Source organism: Chitinophaga deserti (assembly GCF_003149455.1).
Lineage (GTDB): Bacteria > Bacteroidota > Bacteroidia > Chitinophagales > Chitinophagaceae > Chitinophaga > Chitinophaga deserti.
This window is the reverse complement of sequence record NZ_QFFK01000001.1, coordinates 467,397-485,851: the sequence shown is the minus strand read 5'-3', so window position 1 is coordinate 485,851 and position 18,455 is coordinate 467,397. Positions and strand designations below refer to the sequence as shown.

The window sequence follows — 18,455 nt, the reverse complement described above, 5'->3', positions numbered from 1 at the left end:
CTTTATGCTGGTATTCCGAATCACCCATAAACAATACAGTCAGGAATTATACGCCTCCGGCATTAAAGGCCGCTGGAATGGTGCCGGGCGCAAGGTTATCTACTGTGCCGAATCCATCTCCCTTGCATTCCTCGAAAACATGATACGCCGCCAGGGCGTAGGGTTCAATCACGACTTTAAGATCATGATCATTGAAATACCCGAAGATCTGGAGGTTACCGTAATCGGGCCGGGGCAGCTGCCTCCTAAATGGCGCGATTTTAAGGATTATAGCCACTGCCAGCCCCTGGGCAATAAATGGTTCGATGAAGGCCTGACCCCTGTCCTTAAAGTACCTTCCGCCGTACTACCTGAGTCATCTAACTACGTTCTGCATACACTTCACCCCGCTTTCCGACGGATCCGGCTCATCGAAACCACCGATCTTGTGCCCGACGAGCGCATAGAGGATATCCTCAAAAAGTACCCCCACTAAAGGGTTGCCGCAATTTCATCGCCGGTATGTTCATTTCATCGCCTTTTCATGCATTTCATCGATTTATTCCAGCCCCTCAGTAAGCAGTAGCTACATTTGGGAACAATCCATGCTTATCTAAAGTGTTCCCATCATGAAGATTCTCATCAACGAAACCGAAACTATTGCAGCGCAGAAGCTGAGAGAAATGATCGCCACCATTGACCCCGATGTGGAGATCCTGCAGTTCAACAGCCAGGTAAACCGCCTGCTGTCCAGCCTGCGCAACACGCAAACCGTTCAGCGCTACCTCGTACGCAGCGGTACACGCCTCATTTCCGTGGCTATCCAGGACATCGCGTTTTTCTATATCCGCGACCGGATGGCATGCATCCGTACCCATCAGAATACGGACCATTTCATCGATAAAAGCCTCGATGACATCGCCAATGAGCTTGACCCCCACGATTATTTCCGCCTCAACCGCCAGTGCATCGTGCACTACCGCAGCATCGTAAAGGTGCAGGCCTGGTTCAACGGTAAGCTGAAAGTACAGGTGAAGCCCACGCTGGAAGAAGATGTGATCGTAAGCCGCCTCCGTGCCCCGGACTTCCGGAAATGGCTGGGAGAATAACAGCGGAAAGGCTTTCGCGGATATCTGACCCGGCACGTTGATGAGCACTGTTACCCCCAAAACGGCCGTAGTTCCGACATCCATACCATCTCTGAATTAATTCCCTACAGGCAATCCATGCCAGAACAATTGCCATATAACCAGTAAAGCAAAAGCGGCCGCCCCGGAAAGGAGCGGCCGCAGTTTTTTGTATTACATGGGAAAGATTAGCTTTTCAGCGCTTTCACCTTAATGTTTTTCCAACGCACCTTAATGCCGCCACCAGAGTGGATCTGCAGGGCAATCTGGCCGTCTTTGGCACCAATCTTCTCATCGTTCAGGGTGATCATTTCCTGACCATTCAGCCAGGTGGTTACCTGGTTGCCCTTCACCACGATTTTCATCGTGTTCCATTCACCCATTTTCAGCGCTTTATCTTTTTCAGCTTCCGGCTTAATGAGCCATCCGCGGCCATAAGATTCGTAAATGCCACCGCTGTGCTGGCCGGGAGGGGCCACTTCAGCCTGCCATCCGGCAATCTTGGTGCCTTCGAGGGAGGAGTGGAAGAACACGCCGCTGTTACCATTGGCTTCCTGTTTGAACTCTACGGTCAGTTCGAAATCCTTAAAGGTTTTATCAGTTGCGAGGTAACCATATTCTTTATCCGGACCGCTTTCGCAGATCAGTTCACCGTTGTCTACGTACCATTTCTCCGTTCCATGGATCTTCCAGCCGTCGAGGTTCTTACCGTTGAAGAGTTTCTGAGCCTTTTGCCCGAAAGCCGTACCAGCGGAAAGCAGGGCGATGGCAGCCAGCGTCATCAGTTTTGTTTTCATGCTCCTGTAGTTTTTGTGGACGGGTAAGATAGCGAAAAATGTTGTAGAAGTATACCCGTAAATGCCAGAAGGGTGAAAGCGATGTTGAACACAATATGGGTGGGATAACCCATCTGCCCGAGGATGCCGCCGCAGGAACAGGGGATGTTGGTATAGAAGAAGTAAAGCACACTCATATACAGTGAAAAGCTGAGCATGAGGAATGCGGAAAGGTAGAGTCCCGCCTTCCGGGTGCCAGGCAAAGCAACCAGAATGGCAGCTGCCACCTCGGTTACTATAGTAAGTACGCCCGTTACCACGGGAGGAATATTGGCGAGCAGGGGAGATTTGGCAATATCCAGCTGAAACTGTCCGAATTCAAGGGCTTTCATAGATGCAGCATAGAAGAACAGGATGCAGAACAGGAAACAAATGATTTGCAGTACGCTGTTTTTCATGGGTAGTTCAGTTTATAGGCGATGATGTGTTGTTTGTGGGAAGTATATAGTATTCCATTGTCTACCGCTATATGCCGGACCTGCGCGCCTCCGTAAGGCGGTAGCTTCAGGCTGCCGCTGTATGCACCGCTGGCCAGATTGTAAACATCAATTTCCGGCGTTATGGTTGCCTCATTACCTGATGCAGCGTTAGACAGAACATAGAGGTACTGGCTGTCAATAGCAGCTTCCAGGTTGATGAAGATCGTTTTACTGGAGATGCTCCAGGAATTACCACTTTTGATGATGGTATTTGTTGCCGGTGTACGGTCTATGGTCTGGAATGTCCTGAAGCCGGAAGTATCCCAGAGGAGCACTTCACTGTTATGGTACTGCAGGAATGCGGCGGGCAGTTGGTTACCGGCGGTAGTGATTTGTCCGTCGGATGCCAGGCCGCCATCATCGGTATGGGGGAAGTCGTACAGGTTGCTGATCAGGCGGCCGCCATTACGGAAGTCTGCCAGTTTGAAATGAGCTTTTTGGGTAGCAGTATCATACATATGGATGAAATACAGGCTGTCGGCCAGCCGGGCAGCCCTGGTATACGGTAACTGTCCTGTTGGCAGTAAATCAGGTTGCCCGCCATCAAGGGAGTACCGGAAAACCTTTTTCTGATTCGGGGAAAAGAAGTAGATGCCTGAAGAGTCTATCTGCAAAGAAGCCGGCATATCCTGGAAGTGGTTGCGCAGATTGCTGATGATTTGCCTGCTCCCTTCCTGTGGGGTAATCCTGAACAGGGCTCCGGCCTTTTGATCGAATGCATAGGTAATGCCTTCGAATGTGGCGAGGTGATGAGTTTCACCGGCGATGGATTGCGTGTCTGCCGGCGTTGCAGTAATGAGTTTATATATACGGTTAACAGCGGTGCGGGCATGGGCTGGCTTGTCTGAGCCGGAAATGAGCATCACAAACAGGCCGGTAACCACCACACAGAGCAGTATTATTCCTGAAAGCAGTTTTTTCATTGTGTAAAGTGTAAATGGGACCGGTGTTGGAACACCGGTCCCGGTGATTGAAGTCCGGAAAATCCGGGAGCATTCAGGCGGCGCTCGTGCAAAACGCCGGGGTTGCATCAATCAGGCCATTACAAATCCGGGCATGTTTTGGGCGGTATTACAGACGGGCCATAAACCGCAGTTGTTGGGTCGATTCTGAAACACACACTGTGATTCTGGTCGCAGCAGATTTTAGCTGCTTTTTTACCGCTCGCCTTGATGGAGCTGGTAATGCCGATGCCGAGTGCAAGGCAAAGGCCAAGGATGGCAAATGAACGTTTCATAAAAATGGATTTTGGGTGAAGAAAAAAGACTTAACAGGGGATATCAGGGGCACTGATCAAACTGGTAAACTGACGGTCCGTACAGAACAATGGTGTTGCCGATTTTCTGGCAGGTACCTTTGTTCTGGTCGCAGCAAACCTTAATGAATTTCTTTCCGCTTGCTTTGATCGAATGGGTAATGCCGATACCCAGGGCCAGTGAAAGCCCCAGAAACAGGATGCTTTTTTTCATGTTTTATGTTTTTGGTGGTGTGAAAAATCGTGTTAGTAGCAGGTGGCGGGCATCCGTGGCCCGAAAAAGACCTTTACGCTGTTACGCATGCAGATTTGGTCGTTCTCGTCGCAGCAACGGGGAATCAGGTCGTTTAGGGTTTCCTGGCCGCCTGATAGGGGAGCATGGCTATGAGCATAAAGCACGGAGCCGGCTGTGCCCAATATGGCGCACAGGCTCAGGAAAAGAAGGCGTCTTTTCATGTTAAGAGTAATAAAATGAAGAAATGTTCAATGACAGGTACTGCACTGCCGCCGGAACGCAGTTATGCGATACAGCAAGGCATGCCTGATGCGTTAGGCCTGTAACGGTTCACTGATGATGACGATGTTGTAACGGGAAGAGATACTACCGCCATACCTGCGTTTGCGGCATGCGGAGTCGGGGCTTATTAGTTAACAATTTCTGCAACACTTGCGGGGTATCTCATGTAAGTCGATGTCTGGATTTGGTTAATCGTTCTGAATTGATGGACCGGTTGCACGAGTGGTTTCCATGAATGCTATTGCAATATAGCAATATGATTTATGCGGGCATATCGCATAAGTATGTGTTTTTGAGCAGCAAAGCATGGGTTAATTCAGGGTTAAAGTATACTTAAAGAAGGTATAATGTATATAAAAGCACCCCAAAGCTATGCCTGGTAAGGGTTTAATTGCAAATTATATACATATACCCTACATGAACCTTTAATATGCTTTATCAGAACAGTAACCCCGGAGTAAATGAGAGTCAGCCTTGCTTTAGTCCAAATGATGTCACTATGTTGGCTCCGGGGTGGGGAATGTGACATGATTGGAGTGAGGAGGATGGGTAAAGGCACAAAAAAAGGCCGTCCCGGGAAGAGACGGCCTTTTGAGTATGGATAACGTGCTGATTAGCGGGCAACGTTCACGGCGCGGCGTTCGCGGATCACCGTTACTTTGATTTGTCCGGGGTACTGCATGTCGTTCTGGATCTTGTTAGCGATCTCGAAGCTGAGACGGTCTGCATCGTTGTCGGTTACTTTTTCGCTTTCAACGATAACGCGCAGCTCGCGGCCTGCCTGGATGGCGTATGCTTTTTCAACACCATCGTAGTTCATAGCCAGATTTTCGAGGTCTTTGATACGCTGGAGGTAGCTCTGCATGATCTCGCGGCGGGCGCCGGGACGGGCACCGGAGATGGCGTCGCAGGCCTGAACGATGGGGGAGATCACGTAAGACATTTCCATCTCGTCGTGGTGAGCACCAATGGCGTTCACGATAGCAGGATGCTCTCCGTATTTTTCGGCCAGTTTGGCGCCCAGGAGGGCGTGGCTCAGTTCGGATTCTTCGTCGGGTACTTTACCAATATCGTGCAGGAGACCGGCGCGTTTGGCAAGTTTTGGGTTAAGGCCCAGCTCTGCGGCCATCACGGCGCAAAGGTTGGCAGTCTCTTTCGAGTGCATGAGCAGGTTCTGACCGTAGGAGGAGCGGAAGCGCATTTTACCTACCATACGCACGAGCTCTTTGTGGAGACCGTGGATGCCCATTTCAATAACGGTACGCTCACCGATTTCCATTACCTGTTCTTCCAGCTGGCGTTTGGTTTTTTCCACTACTTCCTCGATACGGGCGGGGTGGATACGGCCGTCCTGAACGAGGCGCTGCAGGCTCAAACGGGCGATCTCACGGCGAAGCGGGTCAAAGGAAGAAAGCACGATGGCTTCAGGGGTATCATCCACGATCAGGTCTACACCGGTAGCCGCTTCAATGGCACGGATGTTACGACCTTCGCGGCCGATGATCTGGCCTTTGATCTCATCGCTTTCCAGGTTGAACACGGTAATGGCGTTCTCAATGGTTTGCTCGGCAGCGGTACGCTGGATAGACTGTATAATGATTTTCTTGGCTTCTTTGTTGGCTTTCGTCTTGGCATCCTCAATAATCTCCTGGATGTGGCTGAGGGCCTGGCTGCGGGCTTCTTCTTTCAGGGATTCTACCAGTTGGTTGCGGGCTTCTTCTGCGGTAAGGCCGGCTACTTTTTCGAGGCGGCGGATGTGCTCTTCCTGGTGCTTTTCGAGTTCTGTACGCTTGATATTTACCAGTTCTATCTGGCGGGCCAGATTTTCCTTGATCGCTTCATTTTCGGTTACCTGCTTCTGCAACTGCTCATTCTTCTGGTTCAGGCCCTGCTCTTTCTGTTTGATGCGGTTCTCTGACTCGGATATCTTCTGGTTGCGCTGCATCACTTCTTTCTCATGTTCTGACTTCAGTTGCAGGAATTTTTCTTTGGCTTCGAGTAAGCGGTCTTTCTTAAGGTTCTCAGCACTCACTCTTCCTTCTTCTACTATGCGGCTGGCTTTCTCTTCTGCTTCCTGAATTTTTATCTGGGTGTTTTTAGCGAAAATCAGTTTTCCAAGTATTATTCCAATAGCCAGAGCGACAACGCCGGCTACTATCACCATTATGGATTCCATATTCTGTTTTGTTTAATAAGAGTATTGTTTAGGCATATTAAAATACGGTCATGGTCCGTTATTTCCAAACAGACCCACCTGACCCGCGAAAATAAGTAAAAATTGTCAGGAAAGCATCATGGGGCGTGATAATGAATAAATTGCGCTCGCCTGCGGCTGCAGTCATTATTTCAGTTGCTCATCCAGCAGATTGTCAAGATGTTGCAGTTTTTCCCGTAAAAAGGGAGTAATGTTAGCCTGGGCTTTACCACCGGTTGTGGCAGGGTGGGTGGCGTACATAATGAGAGCCATGGCTATATAATCCTGAATATCCTTCCCGGCATAGGCCGCTTTAAACTCTACGATCTTTTCGTTTACCTCTTTCATCACTCTTCTTACATCCTCCTCTTCGTCTTTCCGGATTTTTATACGATATGTGCGGTCGGCCACCACTATATTAACAGGTATGAGTTGCGGTTCCATGATTCAGTGTTTCGGCAAAAATAGCAAATGCGGGAAATCTCCACTTTTTTACTGAAACTCATTTTTTTGTGTCGCTCGAATGCTTATTATCATGAGAATTACAACTAAACGCTTTACGTAAATGTGCATACTGAGATAAATATTGTCGTCATGAGACGCTCATTATCAGTAAATAATTTCACGTGAAAAATTTCAGTTGTAAAGTTTTTTATCAACAAAAACTTACTTTATCTTCGAATGGATAATGCATCTGAAAAAAGGCGGCGCGGCCGGCCAAGGAAAACGGAGCGGCCGGAAGGGGAAGTGCTGGTGGGAGAATTGCCGTTGATGACATATGAAGATGTGGTGGATCTGCGGGCCGCCCTCTTCACCAAAAAGATTGACCTCGGTAAAAGCGGGATCACCAAAGAGCAGCTGACTCGCCTGAAAGAAATCTTCGGGCTTGACTACGATACCCTGAGCGCCATGCTTGCCGTCACTAACCGGGCGCTGCATCTCAAAAAAGGGCGCGACCTCCTGAACCGCGGCATCAGCGAGCGGATCATCGCCATCGCCGAAGTATTCAGCCTCGGCTACAACATGTTCCGCGACCGGGAGGTTTTTCATACATGGCTGCGCGCCCCCAGGCGCTCACTGGGAGGACTGGTGCCCCTCCATCTGATGGAATCGCTGGCCGGCGTGGAAGAAGTGAAACTGGAATTGCTCCGGCTGGACGAGTTCATGCTGTAAATCCTTTCATAGTATATGATGTTGTATCTATTGAGCCGGAAACCCGGCTCCAGGAAGCTTTTGCGCCCCAATGGACTGGCTGCGAGGTGGAACAGGGAAGATATGCCCTGCCGTTACCTGGTAGATCATCCCGGGATGTGTACAGTGGAAAGCGGACTGGCAGAGGTGCCTCCGGGCATCCCGCCTCATTATTTTATTGTGCCGGTAGAAGTGCCGGAAGGGAGTATCCGGTATTTCAGGGAAGATGAGTTGCCCGAGCAATGGCGTGCCATGCCGGTAACAGCCGTGTCGCGCGATTTCGGATCAGCACACCTCGGCGTGGCCGATAAGCTGGTGCTGGCATTTCCATCCGTGAATATAGGCCGGGAATGGACGTACGTGCTGAACCTGCGGCACCCGTTGATGAAAGAAGTGAAGATTGGCGTAAGCTACCTGGCAAAGCGGTAGTATGGCAATAGGATCAGGTATTGAGTAGGGCTATGCAACGGTCGATCTCGCGGATGTAATCATTGATTTTACCGCGAACCTCCCTGCGGAAGGCGTCTTCATCTTCCGATAGCCCGTTGCCCTGGGTAGCTGTGGCAATTTTGGAAAGCTTCAGCTTTTCGTCGAGGGTCTGGATAGTGGACTGCTGCTGCAGCAGCTCTTCCTGCTGTTGCTGCAATTGCTCCCGGAGCGTGGCATTATCTGCCTGCGCCAGTTGCAGTTTGCGGAACAGCTGCTGCAGCTTGTCCTCAATGCTTTGTATGTATTGTTCGATCTCCATGGTTTATTTGCGGATCTCCGCCTGTAACTGGCTTTCGAATGCTTTAACGAGTTTGTTAACCAGTGTATCGGTTTCCTGATCGGTCAGGGTTTTTTCCTTATCCTGGAAAGTGAAGCTTACCGCGTACGATTTTTTACCGGCACCCAGTTTATCACTTTCAAAAACATCGAACAGGTTGATTTGTTGCAACAGGTTCGTTTTCACTGACCTTGCGGCGGTTTCCACCGCAGCAAAGGGTACGCTTTTATCCAGCACCAGTGCCAGATCGCGGCGTACGGAGGGGAAGCGGGGAATCTCTTCGTAGAACGCATCTTTCGTGGGCAGGAGGCTCAGGATCACGTCCCAGTTAAAATCTGCATACCATACAGGCTGCTTGATGTCGAACGCTTTCAGCTGTGCAGGAGCCACATTACCGGCCACGGCTATTGTTTTGCCGGCGGAGGTGATCTCGAATGCAGGCTGGAGGCCGTGTACCGTGGTTGCAGTCATCTGCGGAGCCTGGAGGCCCAGCATCTGGAGGATGTTGCCGATATAGCCCTTCAGGTCGTAGAAGTCTACCGGTTTCTCTTTCTGCATCCAGTTTTCAGGAAGCTTCCGGCCGGTGAGGTACAGTGTCAGGTGAGCGCTTTCGGGGTATTGGCCCACGGCTTCCTGGCGGTATGTTTTCCCGAATTCGAAGAACAGCAGATCGTCGTTCCGGCGGTTCAGGTTATAGGCGATGCGCTCCAGGCCGGTTTCCAGCATGGAAGGGCGCAGCACGTTAAGGTCGGCGCTGAGGCTGTTGAGCATTTTCACCAGCGTATCCGCGTCGAGGTGGCTATAATATTGTGCGTTGGTAATAGAGTTCGTGAAGATCTCAGAAAAACCGTTGCCGGCGAGGTAGTCCGCAATCCTTTCCTTTACACGCTCCTTGTCGGGCTGTGCCTGAACGGAGGGCGCCATACTCACAAGGGCAGGGATGGGAATGTTATCCAGCCCGTCTATTCGCATTACTTCCTCTACGATATCTGCCGGGATGGTGATATCGGGTTTATGAAGGGGAGCGGCCACACGCAGGCGGTTTCCGCTTTCTTCATGAATGGTGAAACCGAGGCTGCAGAGGATGTTTTTGATCTGCGCTTCGGGGTATTGGTGGCCGCTGAGGGTGCGGATGTAGTCGTAAGTAACATCGATCTGGAAGGGCTGTACCGGCGCGGGATACACGTCTGTAAGGTCAGATGCGGGCGCTCCGTGTGCCAGTTCGCCAATAAGGGCAACCGCTCTTTCCAGGGCGAAGGGCGCCAGGGAGATATCGAGGCCTTTCTCGAAACGGATGGCCGCATCGGTGCGCAGGCCATGGCGTACAGATGTTTTACGGATGCTGGTAGCGTTGAAGTAGGCGCTTTCCAGGAAGATGTCAGTAGTGGCTTCCTTAACACCGGAGCCTAAGCCGCCGAATACGCCGGCTATGCAAAGCCCGTTGTCTTCCCCGTCGCAGATCATGAGATCTCCGGCATCGAGCTTACGCTCTTTACCGTCGAGGGAAATAAATGAGGTACCGGCAGGAAGGTTTTCCACGACGATTTTGCCGCCTTTAATGGTAGCAGCGTCGAAAGCGTGGAGGGGCTGGCCGGTTTCGTGGAGTACGTAGTTGGTGATGTCCACGATATTATTGATGGGTCTTACACCAATGGCAAGCAGGCGGTGCTGCATCCATAAGGGGGAAGGGCCCACTTTAACGCCGGTGATGCTTTGGCCGCAGTAGCGGGGGCAGGCGTCGGTATTTTTTACTTCCACGGCTATGGGAAGCGGTTTGGCTGCTTTTGCTGCGGCACTGATGCCGGGCTTGCGGACGTGGTAAACCTGGGTGTTTTCCCGGTTGTTAAGGAACGCACATACGTCGCGCGCTACTCCCATATGGCTCATGGCGTCCATGTGGTTGGGGGTAAGGCCGATTTCGAAAATCCAGTCCTGGTAAGGCTGGAATACTTCACGGGCCGGGGTGCCGGGCTGCAGGGATGCGTCCAGCACAAGGATGCCGTCGTGCCCGCTGCCGAGGCCTATTTCATCTTCCGCGCAGATCATGCCGAAGCTGTCTTCCCCACGGATTTTAGCTTTCTTCATGGTGAGGGGCTCACCGGATGCGGGGTAAATGGTGGTGCCTACGGGGGCTACCACTACTTTCTGGCCGGCGGCTACGTTGGGAGCGCCGCAAACGATGGCAAGCGGGGCGCCGTTACCGGTATTAACGGTGGTGAGGCGGAGCTTGTCGGCATTGGGATGCTTTTCCACAGTCAGTACTTCACCGATCACTAATCCTTCCAGGCTGCCTTTAATGCTTTCAAAACGCTCGAGGCTCTCTACTTCGAGGCCGATGGCGGTCAAAATAACGGAAAGTTCCTCCGGTACGGGCTTTACCGGCAAATAATCACATAACCAGTTGTACGAAATTGTCATTGGATGCTCCTTGTATTATATTGTCCGAAACACGTCGGATCGATTTAATGTTGTGTGAATCAATATTTTGCAAGACCTTTGCGCCCCCGCCGGAGGCAAAGCTGTGCCGCGTAAAGTTAACAACTTCTGCTGTACGTGACAGCGGAATTTTACGCAAGGGAAATGTGGAAAATCTTTTTGCACAATGATTGTGAATAATCGGACATTTGTTGTGTGTTGCAGGCTGATTTTGTGGATAAACTTGTTCAGGACGGTGGATAACTGCCTGATTGGTGTGCGCGAAGCAGTGGGAATGGATGGAATAAATATAGTTCGGCTGTGCGGGAGGGAAATGGATAAAGTCCATTACCTTCATTTGACCGGCTAGAAAATAATTTTACAATTTGTTAAAGATGGGTGAATGGAATCATGCAGGAATTGTAGAAATCCCTTTTCCGGAACCATTCGGTAACCACTTTTTTAACTTCATAACGCATAGGACTTAATATAATGGATCTCAATCTGAAGAAAGACCGTAACACACGCCGTAAGCCCGGCGTGGACCTGTCTACGATGGTGTATGGAAAGGTGCCCCCCCAGTCAAAAGAGCTAGAGGAAGCCGTACTGGGTGCACTGATGCTGGAAAAAGGAGCTTTCGATACTGTAATTGAGATTCTCAAAGCCGAGTGTTTCTATGTAGACGCTCACCAGAAAATATTCGCTGCCATGCAGCGCCTCGCCGGTAAATCCATGCCGGTGGATATTCTCACAGTTGTAGAAGAACTTAAAACCGGCGGCGAGCTGGAAATGGTGGGTGGTCCCTTCTTTGTGACACGCCTCACCAACATGGTAGTTTCTTCTGCCAACATCGAAGCGCACGCCCGTATCGTTCTGCAGAAGTTCATCCAGCGCGAACTTATCCGCATCTCCGGCGAAATCATTTCAGAAGCTTATGAAGACACGGCCGATGTATTCGACCTTCTCGACGCTGCCGAGTCCAAACTCTTCGAAGTAACCAATAACCACCTCCGTAAGAACTACGATTCCATCGACCGTATCCTCGTTAATACCATCAAGCGTATCGAGGACCTCCGGAATAAAGGCGACGAAATCACCGGGGTTCCCTCCGGCTTCCCCTCCCTCGATCAGATCACTTACGGCTGGCAGCCTTCCGACCTTATCATCCTCGCGGCACGTCCTGCGGTGGGTAAAACCGCGTTCGCGCTTAACCTTGCACGTAACGCAGCCCTCCATCCGAAGTTCGCGAAAGGTGCAGCGGTATTCAGCCTTGAAATGTCCAGCGGGCAGATCGTTCAGCGTATCCTGTCCGCCGAATCAGAAATCAGGCTGGAAAAGATCACGCGTGGTAAGCTCGAAGAGCATGAAATGCGTAAGCTTATGACCCATGGTATCGAACGCCTTGCAAAAGCGCCCATCTTTATCGACGATACCCCCGGTCTCAACATCTTCGAGCTCCGCGCCAAATGCCGACGCCTCGTGCATAACCATGGTGTAGGTATTATCATCATTGACTACCTTCAGCTGATGTCTGGCCCTAACGATGGCCGTAATACGAACCGTGAACAGGAGATTTCCAAAATCTCCCGTGATCTGAAAGGCCTCGCAAAAGAGCTGCACGTGCCGGTACTGGCACTTTCCCAGCTCTCCCGTGACGTGGAAAAACGTAAAGACGGTAATAAGATGCCACAGCTGTCGGATCTTCGTGAATCGGGCGCTATCGAGCAGGATGCGGACATGGTTATGTTCATCTACCGTCCTGAATACTACGATATCACTACCAACGAAATGGGCGAATCCAATAAAGGTGAAACGCACGTTCGTATCGCGAAACACCGTAACGGTCAGCTCGATACCGTGAAGCTCCGCGCTATCCTCGAATTCCAGCGTTTTGAAGACGATGGTTTCGTAGATGGTCCGCCCGCACCCATCGGCGGTGCTCCCAGCTTCCCGGGTAAACCCGGCGGCCCAGGTGGTTACGATGAAGCTAAAGTGTTCATCCAGAAAGGTTCGAAGATGAACGATATGGATTTTGACGACGACGCATTCGGTGATGCTCCGTTCTAAAGGATAGCATTGCACATAATACCGAAGGCCGGTCGTTCTGCAAAGAAAGACCGGCCTTTTTAATGACTCAATATGAAGCGGATTTACGAAAAGTATAAACACCATTACAAGGATAATTTTCACCTCGCCTACCCCGTAGTGATTTCCCAGCTGGGGCATACACTGGTGGGCCTGAGCGACAGTATCATCATCGGGCATACCGGTAAAGTACCGCTGGCAGCAGTTTCGCTGGGCGTCAGCCTGTTCACGATATTTATGGTAACGGGTATCGGCATGTCGTACGGACTAACGCCGCTCATCGCACAGGAGAACGGCCGGGGGAACAGGGCTAATTGCGGGCGGCTGCTGGCGCATAGTTTTATCATTAACATGATCACCGGGGTGGTGATGTTCGGGCTGATCGTGCTGGTAGGTTACAATCTCCACCGCATGGGCCAGCCGCCGGATGTTGCAGCGCAGGCGCGTGTGTTCCTCAATTATCTCGCCTTCTCTTACCTGCCGCTCATGGTGTTCCTCACCTTCAAGCAATTCGCGGAAGGGCTGGGCTTCACCCGGCAGGCCATGAACATCAGCATTATCGGTAACATCCTGAACATTGTACTGGGCGTAACCCTTGTATACGGTTTCCTGGGAATGCCCAGGATGGGCATTGCCGGGGTGGGTATCGCTACTTTCACCGACCGCCTGCTCATGGGTATCACCATGGCCTGGTATGTCCTGAAAGCGCCCCGTTTTAAGGAATACCTCGCAGACTTCCATTTCCGGGACATCTCCCGCGCCGTATTGAAGAAAATATCCGGACTGGGTACACCGGTGGCGCTACAGTATATTTTTGAAGTGAGTGCTTTCAGTGGTGCCGTAATCATGGCGGGCTGGCTGGGTTCTGAAGAGCAGGCTGCTCATCAGATCGCAATATCGCTGGCTGCCATGACGTATATGATGGCCAGCGGGGTATCCGCAGCTGCGGGTATCCGCAGTGGTAATAACCTCGGGGCAGGTAACTGGGCGGACCTGCGGAAGTCTGCCATCGCCAGTTATCATATGGTATTGGTGATGATGGGGATATCGGCACTCATATTTGTGCTGGGCTCCAGGTTCCTGCCTACCTTATATATTCAGGACCCTGCTGTGATCGCCATGGCATCCGGCCTGCTGCTGATAGCTGCCTTCTTCCAGTTGTTCGACGGTACGCAGGTGGTAGGTCTGGGTGTATTGCGCGGGCTTGGCGATGTGAAAATTCCTACTGTCATTACCATGATCGCATACTGGGTGCTGGGCCTCCCCATCGGGTATCTGCTCGGTTTCCCGTTGAAGCTGGGTATTCAGGGGATATGGTGGGGACTCTCGCTGGGATTACTGGTGGCATCGGCCCTGTTATTTTTCCGGTTCCAGAATATTACCCGCAGGCTGGAACTGCAAGCGGGAAAAAACTAATTTTGCCGGATGGAACTGCCCGTTTTCTTTGCCGGCGATATGGTAACCGGTACCACCGCCTACACGATGGATGAGCCTACTTCAAAGTATTGCGTGACCGTATTGCGCAAAACGAAAGGCGATAAAATTCTGCTGGCCGATGGCCGAGGCGGAAAGTATACTGCTGAGATTACTGACGATCACCGTAAGAAGTGCGTATCCGCCATATTGGAAACGGAACAGATTCCTGCGCCGGTACCACGTTTAAAAATCGGCATTGCCTTTACCAAGAACGCTTCCCGCATGGAGTGGTTCCTGGAAAAAGCCACCGAGATCGGAATGGCTGAGATCATCCCGCTTATAACGAAGCGTACGGAAAAAGAGAACCTGAAAATGGAGCGGCTGGAAAGCATCCTTGTATCGGCCATGCTCCAGTCCCGCCAATGGCATCTCCCCAAACTCCCGGTTCCGCAGCCATTTGAATCACTCATGGCGGCAGAAGGACAGCGTTTTATCGCACATTGTCTTCCCGGAGAAAAACAATCTGTTCTGAAGGCAGTACGCCCCGGTGAAAATGCGCTGCTGCTCATCGGGCCTGAAGGCGATTTTACTGCTGAGGAAGTGGAGCTGGCTTTGCAATATGGTTATCATCCTGTTACATTGGGCAGCACTCGCCTTCGTACAGAAACTGCCGGACTGGTAGGCTGTACCCTGATGGCGGCAGTTAATAACGGATAAGGATAACCGGTAAGTAATGTTGCCCATCCTGTAGGTAGTAACTCCCATTCTCCACCCATGCACCCCGGTATAGTTTTGTGGCTCATCATCAAAGCCATACTATACCCCATGCTCACGAGTACACTACCGGATGCCCTGCACGGCCTGTTCGTTGCCGGCCCTGATGCGGGCGATTATCCCCGAATCAATGATTATTTCAACCGCGCTTACCACCGCGATCCCGAGGCTTTCATGCTGCAGTTCGAACTGCTGCGCGAACAGCATGCAGCCTTTCATTCCCAGGATTCCATTGCCGGATATTGCAGCCTTAAGCCATATGGCTATGCAGGCGATTTTCAGCTGATAGACCGGCTGTACACCCATTACACCGGTGAAGGGGAACACATTACCCGCTGGGATGCTTTTGCGCAGGCACAGCCTGCGGCAGTGGCTGTCCGCAACAGGAAAACTTATTTCAAAGACCTGCTCACCAATGGTATGCCTGGCCGGGTACTCAATGTAGCCAGCGGTCCTGCGCGGGATGTATTTGAGTTTTACAAGACATGGCCGCAGGCGCCCATTACAGTGGATTGCCTGGAATACGATGCGCATGCGATTACCTACGCACAATCCCTGCTTGAAGGGAATAAGCGTGTGCAGTTCAGGCAGCAGAACATCCTTACCTGGAAAGCAGAAGGTTCGTATCAGCTGGTTTGGTCGTCGGGCCTGTTCGATTATTTTACCGATGCCGTTTTTGTACGGGTGTTGCGGAAGCTCCTGAGCTGTGTGGAGCCGGGAGCTGAACTGGTGATCGGTAACTTTTCTGATACGAACCCCAACCGCGCATTCATGGAAGTGGGGATGCAATGGTACCTCCACCATAGAAGCCCTGCTCAATTGACGGACCTTGCAAGGCAGGCGGGCGCTGCTAACTGGGCACCGGAAGTGAGGAGCGAGCCAGCGGGCGTGAACCTTTTCCTCCATTTGACGAAGCCCGTTTAACGTGAGGGATTTACAAAAAAGAAGGCTGGCCTGCGTAATGCGGGCCAGCCTTTTATGTTGTAGAAACGAAGTTATTTTTTCGGTTCGAGGTCGGTCTCTTTCGGGCCGCGCAGTTCTACGGGATGTGAAGGCTTCTGCTTGCGTACGCGCATGTTAAGCAACTCCACGATAAAGGAAAACGCCATGGCGAAATACACATAGTTCTTCAGGTGAAGATCGTGTACCGCTTCGGGGTTCCAGCCTTCTATGATAAGGATGCCGCCTACCATGATGAGGAACGACAGTGCCAGCATTTTAAGCGTGGGATGTTTGTGAATGAATGCGCTGATGCGGGGGGCGAAGGAGAACATGATGAACATGGCGATGATTACCGCGATGATCATTATCTCTACGTGCTTGGCAAGGCCTACCGCAGTGATGATACTGTCGAAGGAAAATACCATGTCGATCAGGATGATCTGTCCTACCACATTGGCGAGGGTAGCTGCTGCTTTTTTGGTGCCTCCCTGTTGGGTTTCATCTTCTTCCCCTTCCAGCTTGTGGTGGATTTCCAGCGTGGTTTTCACGAGGAGGAAGAGGCCGCCTGCCAGCATGATGAGGTCGCGGAGGGAGATGGCGTTACCGAAAATGGTAAACAGCGGTTCCGTGGCGCGGATGATGTAGCCGATGCACAGCAGCAAAACGATGCGGACGGCGATGCCGGTAAACATCCAGATGCGGCGGGCTTTCAGGCGCTTTTCTTCCGGCAGCCTGTTCATGACGATGGAAACGAAGATCACGTTGTCGATCCCCAGTACCACTTCCATGACAGTGAGGGTCAGCAAACTGATAAGGGCATCAGCGGTGAGGAGTTCTTGAAATGCTATCATTGGTATTGGTTAAACAGATAATCCCTGGCAGATTTTTTTAACGATGGTGGGTCCTTCGTAGATGAACCCGGTATATACCTGTACGAGGCTGGCGCCGGCGTCCAGTTTCTCCTGCGCATCGGCAGCGGTAAAGATGCCGCCTACAGCGATGATGGGGATCTTACCCCCTGATTTTTCGTGGATATACCGGATCACTTCCGTAGAGCGTTCCCGCACAGGGCGCCCGCTAAGGCCGCCTGCTCCTATCTTCTCCAGTTCTTCGGCCGGGGTGTTCAGGCCTTCGCGGCTGATGGTGGTATTGGTGGCTACCAGGCCCGCCAGCTCCGTTTCCTGAACGATCTCGATGATGTCATCGAGTTGTTCGTTGGTTAAGTCCGGGGCAATTTTGAGGAGGATGGGTTTGGGTTTGCTCTTTTGGTTGTTGAGCGTTTGCAGGTGGTGGAGCAGCTGTTTGAGCGGCTCTTTTTCCTGCAGGGCACGGAGGTTGGGTGTATTGGGTGAGCTTACGTTCACCACGAAATAGTCTACCACTTCAAAAAGAGCATGGAAGCATTTCTCGTAATCGCTTACTGCCTCTTCGTTGGGTGTCAGTTTATTTTTACCGATGTTGCCACCGATGATGAGGTTGGTTTTACGTTTCTGCAACCTTTTAGCAGCAGCGCGTACCCCTTCATTGTTGAAGCCCATGCGGTTGATGAGCGCTTCATCTTCCGGGAGGCGGAATAACCTTGGCAGATCGTTGCCGGGTTGGGGGAGGGGGGTGACCGTGCCTATTTCCACGAAGCCGAAGCCAAGGTGGGCCAGTTCGTCAATGAACCGGGCATCTTTATCGAAGCCGGCGGCAAGGCCTACGGGGTTGGCAAATGTGAGGCCCCAGAGCTTGCGTTCGAGGCCATCATTTTTCGGGCGGCAGCATGCGTCCAGCAGATTTTTGCCGAAGGGCAGCGCGTTTACGACTTTCAGTCCGCGCATTACACCATAGTGAATACGCTCAGGGGGGAAGCCGAAAAGTATTTTCTTGATTAAACCGTACATGTCCGCGCAAAGATATAAAATTGCCCAGACCAACGGCTATTTGGTTTATGAGTCCGGGGCACCTAATTTTGCCGCAACAATCATGTTGGACCTTCCTGCATTTGAACGGCTCTTCCGCGAGCATCACCCCCACTGCCTGGCTTTCGCCGTGCATTATACCGGTGACCCCTGGCAGGCCGAGGAAGTGGTGCAGCTCGTCTTCTCCCAGATATGGGAAAAGCGGGATCAGATCCGTATTTCCGGGTCGGAGCGGTCGTACCTCTTTACATCTATCCGCAATACGGCTATCAGCCAGTGGCGGAAGCAGCAGGTGCGGACGGAAAAGGAACTTTCCTTTGGCCGTTTGCAGGACGAATCGGTGCAGATGTCGCTCCAGGCAAGGGAGCTGGAAGGCCGCCTCGAGCAGGCGCTGGACAAGCTACCGGAGCGCTGCCGCGAAGTGTTCGTGCTTAGCCGGAAGGAGCAGCTGAAATATGCTGAAATTGCCACCGTGATGAATATTTCTGTTAAAACTGTTGAGAACCAGATGGGGAAGGCCCTACGTATCCTCCATGAGGAGTTGCGGGAGTACCTGCCCCTGATTTTTTGATACG

General features: G+C 51.6%; 21 protein-coding genes. 9 read left to right on the top strand and 12 right to left on the bottom strand.

The features are described from left to right. The first annotated feature begins 4 nt into the window (after positions 1–4). Positions 5–475 carry an RES family NAD+ phosphorylase gene (locus DEV76_RS01855; RefSeq protein ID WP_109694525.1) on the top strand — a complete coding sequence of 157 codons (471 nt, stop codon included), beginning with the start codon at positions 5–7 and terminating at the stop codon, positions 473–475. Between the two features lie 133 nt (positions 476–608). Then, the gene (locus tag DEV76_RS01850; protein ID WP_109694523.1) at positions 609–1,088 is read left to right on the top strand and encodes a LytR/AlgR family response regulator transcription factor; all 480 of its coding nucleotides are present in this window, start codon (positions 609–611) and stop codon (positions 1,086–1,088) included. Positions 1,089–1,294: 206 nt separating this feature from the next. Here DEV76_RS01850 and DEV76_RS01845 read toward each other — a convergent pair whose 3' ends face one another. The 8 genes from DEV76_RS01845 to DEV76_RS01810 form a co-directional block, all read right to left on the bottom strand. After that, positions 1,295–1,903 carry a 3-keto-disaccharide hydrolase gene (locus DEV76_RS01845; RefSeq protein ID WP_109694521.1) on the bottom strand — a complete coding sequence of 203 codons (609 nt, stop codon included), beginning with the start codon at positions 1,901–1,903 and terminating at the stop codon, positions 1,295–1,297. After that, the gene (locus DEV76_RS01840) at positions 1,900–2,340 is read right to left on the bottom strand and encodes a MauE/DoxX family redox-associated membrane protein (RefSeq protein WP_109694519.1); all 441 of its coding nucleotides are present in this window, start codon (positions 2,338–2,340) and stop codon (positions 1,900–1,902) included. Before DEV76_RS01840 ends, DEV76_RS01845 begins: the two co-directional genes overlap by 4 nt. Continuing rightward, on the bottom strand, positions 2,337–3,344 hold the full coding sequence (locus DEV76_RS01835) for a hypothetical protein (RefSeq protein WP_109694517.1): 1,008 nt from the start codon (positions 3,342–3,344) through the stop codon (positions 2,337–2,339). The genes DEV76_RS01840 and DEV76_RS01835 overlap by 4 nt, the downstream gene beginning before the upstream one ends. A 119-nt stretch (positions 3,345–3,463) precedes the next feature. Beyond that, on the bottom strand, positions 3,464–3,658 hold the full coding sequence (locus DEV76_RS01830) for a hypothetical protein (RefSeq protein ID WP_109694514.1): 195 nt from the start codon (positions 3,656–3,658) through the stop codon (positions 3,464–3,466). A 43-nt stretch (positions 3,659–3,701) separates the two neighbouring features. Then, on the bottom strand, positions 3,702–3,890 hold the full coding sequence (locus DEV76_RS01825) for a hypothetical protein (RefSeq protein WP_109694512.1): 189 nt from the start codon (positions 3,888–3,890) through the stop codon (positions 3,702–3,704). 32 nt (positions 3,891–3,922) lie between these two features. Beyond that, the gene (locus DEV76_RS25820) at positions 3,923–4,132 is read right to left on the bottom strand and encodes a hypothetical protein (protein ID WP_157962666.1); all 210 of its coding nucleotides are present in this window, start codon (positions 4,130–4,132) and stop codon (positions 3,923–3,925) included. Between the two features lie 674 nt (positions 4,133–4,806). Further along, positions 4,807–6,369 (bottom strand): ribonuclease Y, encoded by a 1,563-nt coding sequence (rny, locus tag DEV76_RS01815; protein WP_109694508.1) that lies wholly within the window; start codon positions 6,367–6,369, stop codon positions 4,807–4,809. 165 nt (positions 6,370–6,534) lie between these two features. After that, positions 6,535–6,831, bottom strand: coding sequence for a cell division protein ZapA (locus tag DEV76_RS01810; protein ID WP_109694506.1), 297 nt, complete (start codon positions 6,829–6,831; stop codon positions 6,535–6,537). A 237-nt stretch (positions 6,832–7,068) separates the two neighbouring features. On the opposite strand from DEV76_RS01810, the gene DEV76_RS01805 reads away from it, so the two are divergent. Both DEV76_RS01805 and DEV76_RS01800 read left to right on the top strand, forming a co-directional pair. Beyond that, positions 7,069–7,560, top strand: a complete 492-nt coding sequence (locus tag DEV76_RS01805) for an antitoxin Xre/MbcA/ParS toxin-binding domain-containing protein (RefSeq protein WP_109694504.1) — start codon at positions 7,069–7,071, stop codon at positions 7,558–7,560. 15 nt (positions 7,561–7,575) lie between these two features. After that, positions 7,576–8,007 (top strand): RES family NAD+ phosphorylase, encoded by a 432-nt coding sequence (locus DEV76_RS01800; protein ID WP_157962665.1) that lies wholly within the window; start codon positions 7,576–7,578, stop codon positions 8,005–8,007. 13 nt (positions 8,008–8,020) lie between these two features. Here the strand turns inward: DEV76_RS01800 and DEV76_RS01795 are convergent, their stop codons facing one another. Further along, a complete protein-coding gene (locus tag DEV76_RS01795) occupies positions 8,021–8,326 on the bottom strand; it encodes a hypothetical protein (RefSeq protein WP_109694500.1) in 306 nt (101 codons plus the stop codon). Between the two features lie 3 nt (positions 8,327–8,329). Continuing rightward, positions 8,330–10,762 carry a phenylalanine--tRNA ligase subunit beta gene (gene pheT, locus DEV76_RS01790; protein WP_109694498.1) on the bottom strand — a complete coding sequence of 811 codons (2,433 nt, stop codon included), beginning with the start codon at positions 10,760–10,762 and terminating at the stop codon, positions 8,330–8,332. 489 nt (positions 10,763–11,251) lie between these two features. Here pheT and dnaB point away from each other — a divergent pair, with 489 nt between their 5' ends. The 4 genes from dnaB (at position 11,252) to DEV76_RS01770 (ending at position 15,958) form a co-directional block, all read left to right on the top strand. After that, positions 11,252–12,826 carry a replicative DNA helicase gene (dnaB, locus tag DEV76_RS01785; protein WP_109694496.1) on the top strand — a complete coding sequence of 525 codons (1,575 nt, stop codon included), beginning with the start codon at positions 11,252–11,254 and terminating at the stop codon, positions 12,824–12,826. Positions 12,827–12,898: 72 nt separating this feature from the next. Further along, positions 12,899–14,260: an MATE family efflux transporter gene (locus DEV76_RS01780; RefSeq protein WP_109694494.1), complete on the top strand. Its 1,362-nt coding sequence runs from the start codon at positions 12,899–12,901 to the stop codon at positions 14,258–14,260. A 9-nt stretch (positions 14,261–14,269) separates the two neighbouring features. Then, on the top strand, positions 14,270–14,977 hold the full coding sequence (locus DEV76_RS01775) for an RsmE family RNA methyltransferase (RefSeq protein ID WP_109694492.1): 708 nt from the start codon (positions 14,270–14,272) through the stop codon (positions 14,975–14,977). A gap of 57 nt (positions 14,978–15,034) precedes the next feature. Then, the gene (locus DEV76_RS01770; RefSeq protein WP_109694490.1) at positions 15,035–15,958 is read left to right on the top strand and encodes a class I SAM-dependent methyltransferase; all 924 of its coding nucleotides are present in this window, start codon (positions 15,035–15,037) and stop codon (positions 15,956–15,958) included. A 71-nt stretch (positions 15,959–16,029) separates the two neighbouring features. On the opposite strand, the gene DEV76_RS01765 is transcribed toward DEV76_RS01770, so the two are convergent. After that, positions 16,030–16,827, bottom strand: coding sequence for a TerC family protein (locus DEV76_RS01765; protein ID WP_109694488.1), 798 nt, complete (start codon positions 16,825–16,827; stop codon positions 16,030–16,032). A 9-nt stretch (positions 16,828–16,836) separates the two neighbouring features. Then, the gene (locus DEV76_RS01760) at positions 16,837–17,862 is read right to left on the bottom strand and encodes a quinone-dependent dihydroorotate dehydrogenase (RefSeq protein WP_109694487.1); all 1,026 of its coding nucleotides are present in this window, start codon (positions 17,860–17,862) and stop codon (positions 16,837–16,839) included. 82 nt (positions 17,863–17,944) lie between these two features. On the opposite strand from DEV76_RS01760, the gene DEV76_RS01755 reads away from it, so the two are divergent. Beyond that, the gene (locus tag DEV76_RS01755) at positions 17,945–18,451 is read left to right on the top strand and encodes an RNA polymerase sigma-70 factor (protein WP_157962664.1); all 507 of its coding nucleotides are present in this window, start codon (positions 17,945–17,947) and stop codon (positions 18,449–18,451) included. The last annotated feature ends 4 nt before the right edge of the window (positions 18,452–18,455 follow it).